Genomic DNA, 14,943 nt, shown 5'->3' on the forward strand with positions numbered 1-14,943 from the left:
CACTGGCCGCGAGAACGTATTTCCCGACGGCCAGTGTAGCGTGATTTTGCGGTTGCGACACAAATCTGACGTGTCGACTTCAATCAGCGAAACGGATGGATCAGTCCCACCACCATTGACCGTCCTTCAGATCGGACGGGCCGGCGGACTGTTTAACTTCGTTGTTTCGGCCTTCACGATCGACCACCAACGTCTCTTTGGCCAGCGCTTTGCGGGGCATCATTTGCACGCCACCGCCCAGGGGAGTCATCAAGGTGTTGCCGCGCCACACCGCGTTGACGGCTGTTTCGACCTGTTCTGGTGCGGTGTAGGTTTGCACGGTCAGGGCCGATTCATTCCCCAGGACCGGCATCGCCCATTCCGCTTGCCCGTAGAAATCTTGTTCCTGGATGTAGGCTGCCGCGATCGAAACGTCCATCAGCTGACGCAATTCGGCATAGACCCGCACCTGGTCGGCGATCGCCGGGAACTTGTCGGTGAACTCTTGGCAGAACGCTTGGCTGGCTTTGTTGACGCGACGGGTGATCGTGCGTTTTCCGCCGGACACCCGTTCGTTCTCACCCACCAGTTCGACGCCACGCTCGTTGATCTTCATCGCCAAGCCGTCTTCGCTGACCGCGATGCCGTCGTATCGAGGCTGGAAATACCAACGTTCCATGGCGTTGGCCGCGACCGCCGACGGGTTCGCTCGATCGACGTAGCTTTGGAATCGCATCGGCAACCGTTCCAGGCCGATCCCGATCAGTTTCATGCGATAGTCCGCTTCCACCAGCACGCGGGCGAAGTGCGTGTCGGTCGGGATCCCGCGAATCGTGACGTCTTGCAGCCCCAAATTGTTTTTCAAACCGACGGCCAACCGCGCCGCGTCACTCGGTTGAACCCGGCCGCGGACCGAAGCGAGGAATTGCTGCATCCGTTGCAGCCCCTCCTGGGTCGGATCGATCGACACGCTGATCACGCCGGTCGCGGGTTGCCCTGGGGCAAACGCACGCAAGGCGGTCGCGAGGTCTTCCAGCAGCACGGTGGGCTTACCGGATTCGATCCCCACGAAGCGTTCGGTGGGGTCGGCGACAAAACCTTCGGCCGGCCCGGCGACCACGATGTCCCGCGTTTCGGGGTAATAGAACACGTATTGGATCGAGGTCAGACCCGCCAGGGTTTTCAAATCGTCACCGATCGCCCCTCCGGCGGCGAGTTGTTCCTGGAGTGCCGCTTCCATGCGTTGCAGCGAGACTTTTCGCAGTTTGCTACCACGCATCAGGTCGTTGTCACGCATCTGGCGGGCGGCCATCAGACGCTGCCGAGCGACACGCGGATCGAATTGGCGGACTTTCAAAACGCCTTGGGCATCGATATCAACGCCAGCGATCGGCTGGGCAAAGTTGATGTTGGTTCCGCCGCCGCCACCGCCGCCGTTATCCTGGCCGTAGACGCTGGATCCAGACGTGAAGAAGGCTGCGGCGAGCGCGGCAAGCAAATAGGTGCGGAAAAGACGTGTCATCGGTGAAACCAATTTCAAAACGCGGCCGGAGTGTGGAGGCGCTGGTTGTGGAGGCGCAGGGGAAAAGTCACTTGCTGTTGACAGTAATCAGTCGCGGCCGGATCGGCAAGAAACTACCGCGAGGGAATAGGAATTGGTGCAAATCGGTCGCCCCCAATGGCCCCCTTGTGGGGCATCGCCGTCTACACAAGCCACACAACCCTCCCTGGCGGGAGTGCGAGGCGGCGACGTGATGGGCAGCCGGGAACGATTTGCCGGTCCGGTTCGGCTGGGCACACAAGGGCGGTGCAAACGCCATACCGTATCGGTTTTATCCTAGCTCTCCAAACCTTCCGCCGACGTTGATTTTCCCCGCCCTTTCGGTTTTTTTGGTCTGCCGTAGAATCTGGCCTGACGGTCTGGAAACCACCTTCCCAATGAGTTTGTAAACATGAGCGGCGATTGCGATTTCGGTTTGATTGGTCTAGCAGTCATGGGCGAGAACTTGGCCCTGAACGTGGAAAGTCGCGGGTACAAGGTCGCCGTGTACAACCGCACGACCAGCAAGGTCGACGAGCTGATCGCCGGGCGTGCCAAAGGCAAAAACTTTGTCGGCACACACTCGATCGAGGAATTTGTCAAATCCGTCAAACGCCCCCGCAAACTGATGATGCTGGTCAAAGCCGGACCGGCCGTCGACGCCATCATCGAACAACTGCTGCCGCACTGTGAACCGGGCGACATCATCATCGACGGCGGCAACGAATACTACGTGCACACCGAGCGACGCACCAAGCAGGTCGAAGAAGCCGGGCTGCTGTATGTCGGATGCGGCGTCAGCGGCGGCGAAGAGGGGGCACTGAAGGGCCCCAGTTTGATGCCCGGCGGTTCGGCCGAAGCCTGGCCGCACATCAAAGAGATGTTCCAGTCGATCGCTGCCAAGGTCGGCCCCAAGAACGACATCCCTTGCTGTGAATGGTTGGGCAGCGGCGGTGCCGGCAACTACGTCAAAATGGTGCACAACGGCATCGAATACGGCGACATGCAGCTGATTTGCGAAGCCTACCAGTTGTTGCGTGAGCTGGGCGGATTGACCAACGACGAACTGTACGACGTCTTTGACCAGTGGAACGACGGCGAACTGCAGAGCTACCTGATCGAAATCACCCGCGACATCTTCAGCGTCAAAGATGACCAGGGCGGTGACGGTTTCCTGGTCGACAAGATCATGGACGTCGCCGGCGCCAAGGGCACGGGGAAATGGATGAGCCAGTTGGCGCTCGACTTGGGCGTCCCCAGCACGCTGGTCACGACCGCCGTCTTCGCCCGCGGTTTGTCGGCTCAGAAAGAGGCCCGCGTCCGAGCCAGCGAAACACTCAACGGCCCCTCGGAATCCTCCAACCCGGAAATGCGTGCGATCGCACAATCGCTGGTCGGCGATCGAGCCGAATTCGTCGAAGCCGTTCGCCAAGCCCTCTACGCATCAAAGATCGTTTCCTACGCTCAGGGCTTTGTCCAACTGCAGGCCGCTTCGGAGGAACACAATTGGGACCTGGACTACGGTGCCGCCGCACTGCTGTGGCGTGGCGGTTGCATCATTCGCGCCCAGTTCCTCGACCGCATCAAAGAAGCCTTCGATGCCGATCCGAAGTTGGAAAACCTGTTGCTGGCCAAGTACTTTGAAGACGCCGTCGAAAACGCCCAAGAAAAATGGCGCAAGGTCGTCGCGGTCGCTTCGGTGATGGGAATCCCCGTGCCGGCATTCAGCACCGCACTGTGCTACTACGACGGATACCGACTGGCCCGCTTGCCCGCCAATTTGTTGCAGGCTCAACGCGACTACTTCGGCGCCCACACCTACCAGCGGGTCGACAAGGAAGGCACCTTCCACAGCGAATGGTTGCAACTGCGCAAGACCCCCAAGGCGTAGCGGGGACAATCATGTCCAATGATCCGATCGTCTGTCCGTTTTGCCCGCTGTGTTGTGACGACCTGCGAGTCGATCCCATCAGCGGAGAAACCGACGTGCCGTGCCATGTGGCCCAGGTCGCCTTCGCGTCCGCCATCCGCCCGCCGTCGGCCAGGTTGGAATCGCAGCCGATCGAGACGATCAATTGGGACGCCTTGCGTCAATCGCTTTCGCTCAAGACGCCCCCAGTCGTGGACTTCATCGGGGCCACGATCGCGGAAGCCAAAACGCTCGACGCGATGGTCAAACGCGGGCAGATCCGACTGCGGATCGATCGCGACGCATCAGCCCGGTCACTCGACCAGACGATCGCGCGTGACGGACTGCTCGGCACCACGCTGGGTGATGCGGTGCGCCGCGCCGAATATGCCTGGGTGATCGGCAATCCGGACCATGCGACGCCGCGATTGAAAGAGCGCTTGAACCAGTCAGGATTGGCGATCGAGTACACCCCCTCGCCCGGCATCGCGCTGCTTTCACGGTTGCACGAATTGCTGCGCCGGGAAACCTCCGACGCCGAGGGCGAACCCTGCGCGGCTGCATCGGAGGCCGACCGGCTGCACGAACATTTTCGACACAGCCGATCCACCGTGGTCGTGGTCGGGGACGCACCGTTTGAGCCGGGCGAAGAAACGATCGCCAGCGAGTTGTTGTTGCGGTGGATCGCTGGTTGGAACGAGTCGGCATTGCCGATCGGTAGCGGTGACGATCCGATCGTCTCCCGTGTCACGCTGCTGCGACTGACCGCGGACCAGAACCTGCACACCGTGATGCGCTGGCGCAACAATCACGTCTCCGAGTCGGAACTTTCTCAACCGCCGCGTCCCGCAATTCGAATCGGCACGCGGCTGTCCGGAAGCCTCTCCGCGGTGAGCCTGCAAATCGGTGGCCCCGATCCGGGCGAGTCGATCGCCAAGGCCTACCTGCCCGCCGCCGTGCCCGGTGTGCATCACGCAGACACCACGATTCGCGGTGACGGCTCGGTCACGTTGCCGCTGGCAGGTCTGACGACTTCACCGCACCCCAGCCGCATCGAAGTGCTCCAGCGGGTGCTGGGCGCGGTGTAGGACGCTCCTGCCCCAGGGGCCCAACACGCACGAACGTTCTCGTTCCAAGGCTCTGCCTCATGCGTCTCGTTCCAAGGCTCTGCCTTGGAACGCAATGTAATGGTGGCTCCTGCCACAAACAGCCGACGAAACACGGGAGACATCAGCCGATTCGCGCAAGCGTTCGGGCCCCAGCGTCGACGGATTCCCGTAGGCTGTCGCCAAATGGCTGATCCCTCGAGGTTTTCGCGGAATCGAAAACGCCAACATCCGACGCAATAAAACGCGAACGAATCGAATGATCTCGCGCAGCCCAGGCGAAGCCTCCGGAAACCTCCGTTCCCAGGCGGAGCCCGGGAACGAGTGGACGCCGACGCTACGAGGACGCCATTTGCGATTCCAGCTCTAATGCGAGCGCGGCTTCCTCGGCGATCTGCGCGGCGGTGCGACGCCGTCGTTTGCGAGGCTTGGCATTCATCCATTCTTTCGTCAGGACTTCAAACACTTCGGGCGTTTCGTAGCGCACGATGTTCTTGCCTTCGGGCATCGGGCCGATCAGGCCGCGAAACACGGGCATTCCGCGGAGCGCCAAGTCGGTGCTGCAATCATCGATGCCGATCTGTTGGTGCGACTGCATCAGGGGGGCGATGGAGGGATAATCGGAAATCATCAACGAACCATCATGGCCGCGTGTGACCACGCGGTAGGTGTCTTTTTTGGCCATGGTGCCTCCTAAGAAAGGGAGTGGCGCTTGGATTGGACTGGGAAGTCATCGATCGACCCGAAAATCGCGCGGCGCAGGGGAGAGGCAAGCGCATCCATCATCAGAACCCTCGGGAGTGCATCAGCGAACGGCTACCGGTTGGGAGGCGGTGAGCAGTTGGATGATTCGTTGGATGGGATCGCGGGCGAGCAGCGACGTCTGCCCAACTCTCTCTGGACCGGTCATAGCGACCGGACCTGGTGAGACAGTTTTGGGGTCAGGACGGCAGACGTCGATGCTCCGATGCGCCGCGATCTCAACCGACATAGGGAGGGAGGGTCGTCAGTTGAAAATCGATTCGAGGGTTAATCGAACAACTGTCATATCGACGCCACCGCGCGACCCGTGCACCAAACCGGCATGAATGTGTGGACAGCCCCAAACAGCCGCCCGCGCATCCGCGACGGACACGCTCAACATGAACCACGCTCGCAACGTGAAGGACACTCGCAACAGGCATGTTGGAGGCGACCGTTGCTTCCGGTCACGCCGTCAAAGGCCGCAGATACGGAACGCAGCCTCGCCCGTACGATGGCCCTTCCGGGCCGTCGCTCCGACCGACCGCCCGCCCATACGTACGATGGCCCTTCCGGGCCGTCGCTCCGCGGGACTCTCCCGCGACGACCTGGAAAGGACGTCGTACAGCTCTCCCGCGGCGACCTGGAAAGGACGCCGACGAACCCGATCAGATATTGATCAAATCGTTAAAGAACACGAACACCATCAGCGCCAACAGCATCAACCCGCCGACCAGCGTCAATCGCATCTCCAGCTCTTCGTTCACACGCCGTCCCATGATCGCTTCGCAGATCAGGAACACCATGTGACCACCATCCAAGACCGGAATCGGCAAGAAATTCAACACCGCCAAGTTCATGCTCAGCATCGTCAAGAACAGCAATTGCGCCGAAACTCCACGCTCGGCTTCGCTGCCGGCGACTTGGAAAATTCGGATCGGACCGCCGACCTGGTCTTTGCTGACACTGCCGTGGACCAGCATGTTCAGGAACCGAAAGACTTCGCCCAGTCGACGGCGGCACTCGCGAATCCCCAACACCGACGCTTCCTTGATCGATCCGGCCGTTTGGATCTCCTCGGACGCGACCAGACCCAAACCTCGCTCGAAACGGACACGTTGATCGGCAGACAGCTTGACGACCGATTCGACGATCACGCCACTCTGGGCACGTTCGGCCAGGATTTTGAATTCCGTCCCCTCGGGCAGCGATTGGATCGACTCAAAGAACCCAGCCGCGGTTTGAACTTCGTCGAATTTCCATCCCTTGGAAAGCTCGGTGACCAAGTCAGCCAAGGGTCCCGATGTGAAATCGTCCGGATATTCGTTGGACTGTAACAGCGTGATGCTTTTCAATTCGTCGGTCGGCTGCAGCGGGTCGCCTTTGACCAGCTGATCTTTGCTGAACGCGGCAACGACGGCCGGCATGTCGAAGGCGAATCCGTAGGCATTGACCGACGCCTTGTCTCCGGTGCCGTAGGTGGGCGCGAGGGTTTGCGGGGAATCATCGGGAGTGATTTCGATGTCCAGCGTTTCCTCTCCGCGACGCACCGTCAACGCGATCGGCTGGCGACGCGCCAGAGCCAATACCAATTCCTCGGCATCGGGTGACTTCAACTCACCGACGGCTTCGATCACGTCACCGACTTGCAACCCGGCTTGTTCGGCCGGTCCGTTGGTCACCAACGCAGACACGGGGCCGACGGCCGTTCGAATTCCGACCCACTTTGATGGTTGCGGCGGCAATTCGACCTCGTGGGTGCTGCCGTCGGCGCGGCGCAGTCCGATGGTGATGGTCTTGTCGGGATGGGTATTCAGGTAATCAAAAAACGGCGTCCCGGGCACCATCGCCTTTTCGTTGATCTCCGTCCCGTCGAACGAGATGATCGTCGCGCCAAGGTCTGCCTCGGTCAGCACAGACGCGGCAATACTTCGCGGTGCCGCGTTTTCGGACTCGCTCAACGTGGTCGACGTCGGGCTGGTGATTCCGATCATCCGGAATCGCTTCTGCAACGGATGCGGTTGGGTGACCAGTTCGTATTGGACGTTGCGGCTGTCGAACGCGACGGTCAACGGGATCGGGCGATCCGGCGTTTCCAAACCCGCATGCAGAATCGCCGAGCGCATTTCGCGGAAGTGCATTTGGGCGTCGTCCATGCCATCGACGCTGACGACTTGTCCGCCGGGGTCGATGCCGGCTTGCCAGGCGGGACCGCCGGGGGTGACACCACCGATCACTGCCGGCGTGTACGGCACGCCATACAGGAACGCGACGGCGGCGAACATCGCGCCGGTCACGACGTTCATGAACACGCCCGCGCTCATGATGATCATGCGTTGCCAGACCGGTTTGGCGGGCAAGCTGCGGGGATCCAATTCCGCCAGCTCGTCTGCCGAAGCCTTAGCAGCCTCGCCATCGATCTGGTCTTCCTCATCCTCGGAATCGGCATCCTCGGACAACTGTCGCGCCCGGGCCGCTTCGTCTTTCATTTTTCGCGGGTCGTCATCCTGGCCCAGCATTTTGACGTAGCCGCCCAGCGGAATGATCCCGATCCCGTATTCGGTTTCACCATAGGTGAATTTGCCCAGCGTCGAGGGCAGCTTGATCGGACCGATCTTCAGCGGCGGGTCAAACCCGACGTAAAACTTTTCGCATTTCACGCCGAAGGTCTTGGCAGCGACAAAGTGACCGAGTTCGTGGACAAAAATGACCAGGCCGATGCCCAGCGCCACCCGCGTCCAGAGCAGGATACTACCTCCCAGCGCCATCAGACCATCCGGCTCGGATTGGGCAATGAGGAGGAACAGGTCGCTGATCATATCGTTCATGTATTCAAAGGGAGTGGACTAAAGGCGTTCGGCACAGCGCCGCGCTTCTTGGCGTGCCCAGTGGTCGAGTTCCAATAAACGGGCCAAGCAGGGCCGTTGTTCGAACGTGTGATTTTCGAGGGTTTTTTGGCACAGGGGAACTATGTCAGTAAACCGAATTTCGCCGCTCAGGAACAGACCGACCGCCACTTCATTGGCGGCATTGACCACGGCACCGGCGGTTCCACCGACTCGGGCGACTTCAAAACCGAGCGTCAACGCGGGAAATCGTTCCAAATCCGCCGGCTCCAAACTCAGATCCCAGCTCTGACGGCGATCCAGCGGTGGGGCCGGACAGGCCAGACGCCGGGGGTGCGTCAAAGCATACTGGATCGGCAATCGCATGTCTGGCGGGCTCAACTGGGCCAACACCGACCCGTCCTGGAACTCCACCATCGAGTGGATGATCGATTGGGGATGAATCATCACCTCGATCTGATCGGCCGACACGTCAAATAGCCAGCGGGCCTCGATGATCTCCAACGCTTTGTTCATCATCGTCGCCGAATCGATCGAGATTTTCCGCCCCATCTGCCAGGTGGGGTGTGCGAGGGCGTCCTCCGGAGTGGCATCTCGCATTTCAGCGGCACTGGCCGATCGGAACGGCCCCCCGCTGGCGGTCAGAATCAGCCGCCTGGCGGGACTGGGTGAATCCGCGATGCACTGCCAAATCGCCGAATGCTCGCTATCGACCGGCAACAACTGCCCGCCCGAGTTGGCGGCCTGTTCGCTGACCAAGCCCCCGGCGACGACCAGGGTCTCCTTATTGGCGAGCGCCACGCGTTTTCCCGCCTGGACCGCCGCGACCGTGCTTTCCAACCCGGCGCGACCGACGATCGCCGCAACCACGACGTCGACCTGCGGATCCCGCGCCGCGTCGACCAATTGTTCTGCCCCGAATCGAAGACCGTCGACCTGGATTCCAAACGTTCCAAATCGCTCCGCCGCCGCCTGGGGTGATATCACCGACGGATCGGAAAGGATCACTCGCTGCGGAGCAGCCCCGTCGCGTGCCGCCCGGCCGACCAATTCCTCCAGAACCTCCAGGTTGCTGTGCCCCGAGGCCGCCCACAGCCGCCAGCCGTTTTCCGGGTCGATTTGATTCAAATGGGCAATCACCTCGGCGGTCGATGTTCCGATGCTGCCGGTCGCGCCCAGGACCGCAACATTCACCGTCGATCGTTCGGACCGATCGCCGGACCATTCGGATTCGCTGGGGGGGGCGTTAGAGAGTTTTGTCACGGCAACGGTTCCATCAGCTCCGGTAGAATCCTTTGAAACCCCTATCATGGACGATCCGCCGGATTGTTACGACCCGACCTTGCCGCACGCCCGGACCGCGCTGGGTTGTCCCATTTGCAATTGGACCGAACAATGGCGTGTGATCTGGACGGATCCGACTAGTTTCTGAGTGCCCACATCACGTCTTTCCCACTTTTCGATGCTGATTTCGATTTCTGATGAGTGACAACAAACGTTCCAATCGCGGTTCCAACGATCCAAACGACCGAGGCGACGCGCCGTCACGGGAAACGCGAACCGGTGGTGTCTGGCTGGTCATCATCGGTGTGATCCTGGCGGTGATGATGAGCGCGCTACTGTTCGGGCAAAACAGTCGCTCGCTGCGTTACCCCGATTTGACCAAACTGCTGATTGAACACGCCAAACAAAAGCAGATCGAAGCGGAAGGCGGCAAGGCAGAAACGCCCAAAATTGTCGTCGATTCGCCGAAGGACCCCAAGATTCAATTGGAGTTTTCTGATCTGCAACTCGTGCTGCTCGGCGACGACGAAATCACCGGCACGGTGATGTACCGGTCGCTCGGTTCGGGCAGCAAGGCGGCCGACGATCCCGAGAATTTGCCGACGCGGACCGATTTCAAAACCGTCCGAGTGGTCAACGAAACGCAGGACGCGTACTTCGACAAGATCCTGCGTGATTCCGGTGTGACCTGGGACAACGCACGCCCCAACCGCTGGCTGGCCGACAACTGGTTCAATCTGTTCATGTTGGGAGCGATCATCGCGATCGGTGTGATCATGCTGCGGCGGATCGGTGGCGTCGGCTCGCCGATGTCGTTCTCGCGCAGCCGTGGCAAACTGCACGGCCAAGAAGATCTGTCGATCTCGTTCGAAGACGCCGCGGGAATTGACGAGGCGGTGGAAGAAGTCCGCGAGATCGTCGACTTTCTAAAGAACAGTGAAAAATACCAGGCACTCGGTGGCCGCATCCCCAAAGGCGTGTTGCTGGTCGGGCCTCCCGGAACCGGGAAAACCCTGTTGGCCAAAGCGATCGCCGGTGAAGCCGGTGTGCCGTTCTTCAGTCTGTCCGGCAGCGATTTTGTCGAGATGTTTGTCGGGGTCGGGGCCGCTCGCGTCCGTGACATGTTCCAACAGGCGACCAGCCGCGCGCCGTGCATCATCTTTATCGACGAACTGGACGCCTTGGGCAAAAGCCGCTCGGGCAGCGTCGTCGGTGGACACGACGAACGCGAACAAACGCTCAACGCCCTGCTGGTTGAAATGGACGGGTTTGATTCCAACAACGGCGTGATCGTCGTCGCCGCGACCAACCGTCCCGAAACGTTGGACCCGGCGTTGTTGCGGCCCGGGCGATTCGACCGTCAGGTGCTAGTGGATCGTCCCGACGTGGCCGGGCGCGAAGCGATCTTGAAGGTTCATGTGCGCAGCGTGAAATTGGACGACGAAGTCGACTTGCGTCACATCGCGTCGATCACCAGTGGTTTTGTTGGTGCGGATCTGGCCAACCTGGTCAACGAAGCCGCACTGTTGGCGGCGCGGGCCGACAAGTCCGCCGTCAGCACGACCGAGTTTGACGAAGCGGTCGATCGAGTCACCGCGGGGTTGGAAAAGAAGAACCGCGTGATGAACGAGGATGAAAAGATCCGCGTGGCCTATCACGAAGCCGCCCACGCACTGGTCGCCGCCGCATTGCCCAACACCGATCCGGTCCACAAGGTCAGTATCATCCCACGCGGGTTCGCCGCACTGGGCTACACCATGCAGCGTCCCGACTCCGAACGCTACCTGATGACCAAGCTGGAATTGGAAAGCCGGATGAAGGTCCTGCTGGCCGGCACGCTGGCCGAAGAAATGGTGCTGCAAGACATCAGTACCGGAGCACAGAACGACTTGGAACGCTGCACCGAAATCGCCCGCAGCATGGTGATGGATTTCGGCATGAGCCGCTTGGGCCGGATCAATTATCGCCACAGCACCGGGTCACCGTTCCTGGCCGGCGGTGGCGGCAACGGACACAGCATGACTTACGGCGAAGACACGGCCAAGTTGATCGACAAAGAAGTGTCGCGGATCGTCGAAGACGCGCTCACGCAGACCCGCGAGATCCTGACCCAGCGCCGCGAAGTGCTCGAAGCGATCACGCAGCGGTTGCTGGAGGTCGAATCGATCGACAACGGCGAACTGTTCCGGATCATCAAGGAGCATTCGACCGGCCCCTGGTTGGTCCCGGGAACCATTACCGAAAAACCTCGGGCACAAATCCGCAAACCCGAAAACGATTTGGATACACTGAAGGACGCGGAATAACGCTCTCACCTTCATTTGATTCAACTCGATGCGAAAACTAACCAGTCTGCTGTTGCTGCTCGCCGTCGCCTCCTTCGGCGTCGCACAAACACCGTCCACGATCGGCCAGATCGAAGTCCTGTCGCCGGAAATGGAACAGTACGCCGATGCCGGCACCAAGATCGAGGTGCTGGCAGGGGGATTCACCTGGACCGAAGGACCGGTTTGGATCGCCGACGACGGAGGCGGCCACCTGCTGTTTTCGGATATCCCACGCAACAGCATTTTCCGCTGGTCCCAATCCCGCGGCGTGGAATTGTTCATGCGACCGAGTGGGTACACCGGAGTCAGCTACTACGGCTTGGAACCCGGATCGAACGGTCTGACGCTGGATCCCCAGCATCGCTTGACGATGTGCGAACACGGTGATCGTCGCGTATCCGTGCTGACCCGCGGTGGCGGAAAACTGACCCTGGCCGACCGCTACCAGGGCAAACGACTGAACAGCCCCAACGATTTGACGTTCGACAAATCAGGCAACCTGTACTTCACCGATCCGCCCTACGGTTTGCCCGAACGTGCCGACGATCCGCGTCGCGAACTGGACTTCTGTGGCGTCTATCGGCTCGCAACCGACGGTACGCTGACGTTGTTGACCAAAGAGATGACACGTCCCAACGGGATCGGATTGTCACCGGACGAGAAAACACTGTACGTCGCGCAAAGCGATCCAGAGCGTCCGATCTGGATGGCGTTCCCCATCGGCGACGACGGAAATCTGGGCGAGGGCAAAGTGCTGCACGATGCCAAAGCGGCGATGAAGGACTATCCCGGGCTTCCCGATGGGATGACCGTCAAGAAGGACGGCACGATCTTTGGTAGCGGCCCCGGGGCGATTTACGTGCTCACCCCCGACGGCAAACTGATCGGACGTATGATCACCGGCGGACGCGTCAGCAACTGCACCTTCGACAGCGAAGAAGCCTACCTGTACATCACCGCGGATAACTTCCTGTGCCGCATCAAGATGAAATAAACATCATTCTGCCCCGAATCATTCTGCCATCCCTCTCCTGCATCTTTCAACGTGACAGGAAGGGGAGAGGTAAGAAGATTTTGGAGGTAGGAAAACTGCCGCTCTCGGTTCGAAGTTGCATCTCCTAATTTTCCTACCTCCGAAACTACGACTTGTTCCCTGGCTCCCGCCTGGGAACAAACGTTCCTGGAGGCTCCGCCTCGCGAATCACTCGTCGCGTGGAGCAACGCCTACGCCCCCCGCATTCTCGGTGAGGTCGCAGTTCATACCGTGACTGCGACCACGGCAAGTGATTCACATCGGCCTCGTTCACTGCCATGCCTCAGCGACGCAACTCGCCACGGGACCGCAACCGATAACCGAGCCGCCGCAGGCAGACGACGACACAGCCCACGATCACGGTTCCGGTCAAGCAAGTCGAAAGAGGCGCGGCACTAAGCTGCAGATTCCAATGGAGACTCAGCGACGTGTCCTTCATCTGAAACGCGATAAAGGCGGTGGCAAAGACCGCGACTTGGATCAACGCGATCAATAGCAAGCGTCGAAAGCCGCCCCGTGACCTGGCATCACTCAGGATCCCGCGCAACAGAAGCACGGCCACGATCCCGACGCCGACCGCCGGCAACATCACCACCAAAGCTTCGTAAAAGAATGCTTCGATGCGGGACTGGTCATTCACCGCAAACGACGCACGAACGAAACTGAAAATCAGGGCACTGACAAGCACCCATTCCATCAGCACCAGCACGCCGACACGCTGAGTCTTCATTTCATGCTGACCGATCGTGATCGTCCATCCGCCGAAGAACTGCATCGCTGCGGCAGGAAAGACCGACGCGAACGAGAGTGCCGGAGCCAGCAGCAGATGGCCAATGATGCGACCATAGTCCGCGTCATTCATCACCGCTTGTGTGATCCAGCGGCGCTCGCTGACCACCAGCACGACTCCCATCACCAAACAGTGGATGACCACGTAACCCACCGCCATCGCGATCCGCTTGGGACCACTGCGCGCACGCAGAAAAATCGCCGCCAAAATCACGAGACTCGGTGAGATCGTCAGCGCCGTCGAAACGCCCAAGATCGCGTAGCTGGCCGCAAACTCCAAAGCGGTGTTCAGGCTATTCCCCAGCGGAATCCAGTCCATGGTTTTCGTGACCAGCAAGCTGCATTGGGGCAGCCCGAAAACCAGCAACGTCAACACCGTCCACCAGATCCACTTTCTCGGCGATTGCATGCTTGGATTTTGGCCTGCGGGAACCACACGTGCCTTATCGCCGTCCGACTTGGATTCGCTCTCCGCCACCGTTACTGGATCACTTCAGGGCGATCGAACACGGTGGAAACGTTAACGGCAAAACCAGCCAACAATCGCGACGCTGCCGATTGGCCGTCGAAGGTTCGGCTCAATTCGTCGAAACCTGCTCCCGCATTATCGAGCCCTAGCACGGTGATGCTGCGGTCACGCGGATCGACGATCTCCAACCCCAAGTAGTCCGACTCCGACCAAGCCCCCTGGCGCGGGTAGAGGTTGGCGATCTCCCAACTGGGTTCGCCGATTCGACTCGCTCGCGGATGGCTGGACATGGCTGGTTGACTCGAAAAAACGTGCGGATCACTTACTGTGATTGACATTCAACTTAAACCGCAGCCCCCGCCATTGCAAAGGATGCCAGATCCGGTCCGCCGTTCACCGACCGACCAGCAATCGCACGTCATCGACGTTCCAATATTTCTTGACAACCGGCGCGACGACTTTCTTTTCGAAGTGCATGAACCCCAATAACACGCCCAGCGTCGTCATCAACAGCGTCGCGATCAATCCACCCACGATCGCCGCGATCGGGCCGAGCCGCGACAGGGCGATCGCGATCAGCACGCCGACCGCAAAGCCTGCCACGCCGCCCAGGCTCAAGTACTTGAACATTCCCGGCCGACCGGCGCGTTCGAGTTCCTGTTCGGGGATATCGGCCAGCAAGCGATCGTAATACTCCGCGATCGATTCCTCGGCGCCGTCCCAGCGAAACTGACTGACGTCGTCCTGCATTTCACAGTGCACACACAGCGTCGTTTCGATCCCGGACAGCGGGTTGGCGACCGATTCAAATTCCGGTCCCGAGATCACCGTCGTCTGTCCGCACGGCAAATGGATGTAGCTGAAAGATTCGGGAACGCCCATCCGATTCATCCGAGATTGGTTGACGCGATAGAAAAGAA

The 14,943-nt window shown here is 60.2% G+C and carries 11 protein-coding genes; 4 read left to right on the top strand and 7 right to left on the bottom strand.

Translation table 11 applies throughout. The features are described from left to right. Positions 1-100 precede the first annotated feature (100 nt). Positions 101-1,501 (bottom strand): DUF1598 domain-containing protein, encoded by a 1,401-nt coding sequence (locus Mal15_RS17260; protein ID WP_147868910.1) that lies wholly within the window; start codon positions 1,499-1,501, stop codon positions 101-103. A gap of 430 nt (positions 1,502-1,931) precedes the next feature. Between Mal15_RS17260 and gnd the strand changes: the two genes are divergently transcribed. Together gnd and Mal15_RS17270 are read left to right on the top strand one after the other, a co-directional pair. Continuing rightward, the gene (gnd, locus tag Mal15_RS17265) at positions 1,932-3,410 is read left to right on the top strand and encodes a decarboxylating NADP(+)-dependent phosphogluconate dehydrogenase (protein WP_147868911.1); all 1,479 of its coding nucleotides are present in this window, start codon (positions 1,932-1,934) and stop codon (positions 3,408-3,410) included. A gap of 11 nt (positions 3,411-3,421) precedes the next feature. Beyond that, entirely contained in the window at positions 3,422-4,516 is a 1,095-nt protein-coding gene (locus Mal15_RS17270; protein ID WP_147868912.1) for a molybdopterin-binding domain-containing protein, read from the top strand. A gap of 355 nt (positions 4,517-4,871) precedes the next feature. On the opposite strand, the gene Mal15_RS17275 is transcribed toward Mal15_RS17270, so the two are convergent. From Mal15_RS17275 to dxr, 3 genes are all read right to left on the bottom strand, one after another. Further along, positions 4,872-5,219, bottom strand: a complete 348-nt coding sequence (locus tag Mal15_RS17275; RefSeq protein WP_147868913.1) for a hypothetical protein — start codon at positions 5,217-5,219, stop codon at positions 4,872-4,874. Positions 5,220-5,943: 724 nt separating this feature from the next. Further along, positions 5,944-8,103: a site-2 protease family protein gene (locus Mal15_RS17280; protein WP_147868914.1), complete on the bottom strand. Its 2,160-nt coding sequence runs from the start codon at positions 8,101-8,103 to the stop codon at positions 5,944-5,946. 18 nt (positions 8,104-8,121) lie between these two features. Next, the gene (dxr, locus tag Mal15_RS17285; protein WP_390623366.1) at positions 8,122-9,384 is read right to left on the bottom strand and encodes a 1-deoxy-D-xylulose-5-phosphate reductoisomerase; all 1,263 of its coding nucleotides are present in this window, start codon (positions 9,382-9,384) and stop codon (positions 8,122-8,124) included. Positions 9,385-9,602: 218 nt separating this feature from the next. Here dxr and ftsH point away from each other — a divergent pair, with 218 nt between their 5' ends. Both ftsH and Mal15_RS17295 read left to right on the top strand, forming a co-directional pair. After that, the gene (gene ftsH / locus Mal15_RS17290) at positions 9,603-11,711 is read left to right on the top strand and encodes an ATP-dependent zinc metalloprotease FtsH (RefSeq protein WP_147868916.1); all 2,109 of its coding nucleotides are present in this window, start codon (positions 9,603-9,605) and stop codon (positions 11,709-11,711) included. A gap of 28 nt (positions 11,712-11,739) precedes the next feature. Continuing rightward, positions 11,740-12,726 (top strand): SMP-30/gluconolactonase/LRE family protein, encoded by a 987-nt coding sequence (locus Mal15_RS17295; RefSeq protein WP_147868917.1) that lies wholly within the window; start codon positions 11,740-11,742, stop codon positions 12,724-12,726. A gap of 322 nt (positions 12,727-13,048) precedes the next feature. Here Mal15_RS17295 and Mal15_RS17300 read toward each other — a convergent pair whose 3' ends face one another. The 3 genes from Mal15_RS17300 to Mal15_RS17310 form a co-directional block, all read right to left on the bottom strand. Next, positions 13,049-13,963: a hypothetical protein gene (locus tag Mal15_RS17300; protein ID WP_147868918.1), complete on the bottom strand. Its 915-nt coding sequence runs from the start codon at positions 13,961-13,963 to the stop codon at positions 13,049-13,051. 71 nt (positions 13,964-14,034) lie between these two features. Continuing rightward, on the bottom strand, positions 14,035-14,313 hold the full coding sequence (locus tag Mal15_RS17305; RefSeq protein WP_147868919.1) for a hypothetical protein: 279 nt from the start codon (positions 14,311-14,313) through the stop codon (positions 14,035-14,037). Positions 14,314-14,416: 103 nt separating this feature from the next. Beyond that, the gene (locus Mal15_RS17310; protein WP_147868920.1) at positions 14,417-14,905 is read right to left on the bottom strand and encodes a hypothetical protein; all 489 of its coding nucleotides are present in this window, start codon (positions 14,903-14,905) and stop codon (positions 14,417-14,419) included. Positions 14,906-14,943: the final 38 nt, after the last annotated feature.

The organism is Stieleria maiorica, from assembly GCF_008035925.1.
In the GTDB taxonomy this organism is placed as follows: domain Bacteria; phylum Planctomycetota; class Planctomycetia; order Pirellulales; family Pirellulaceae; genus Stieleria; species Stieleria maiorica.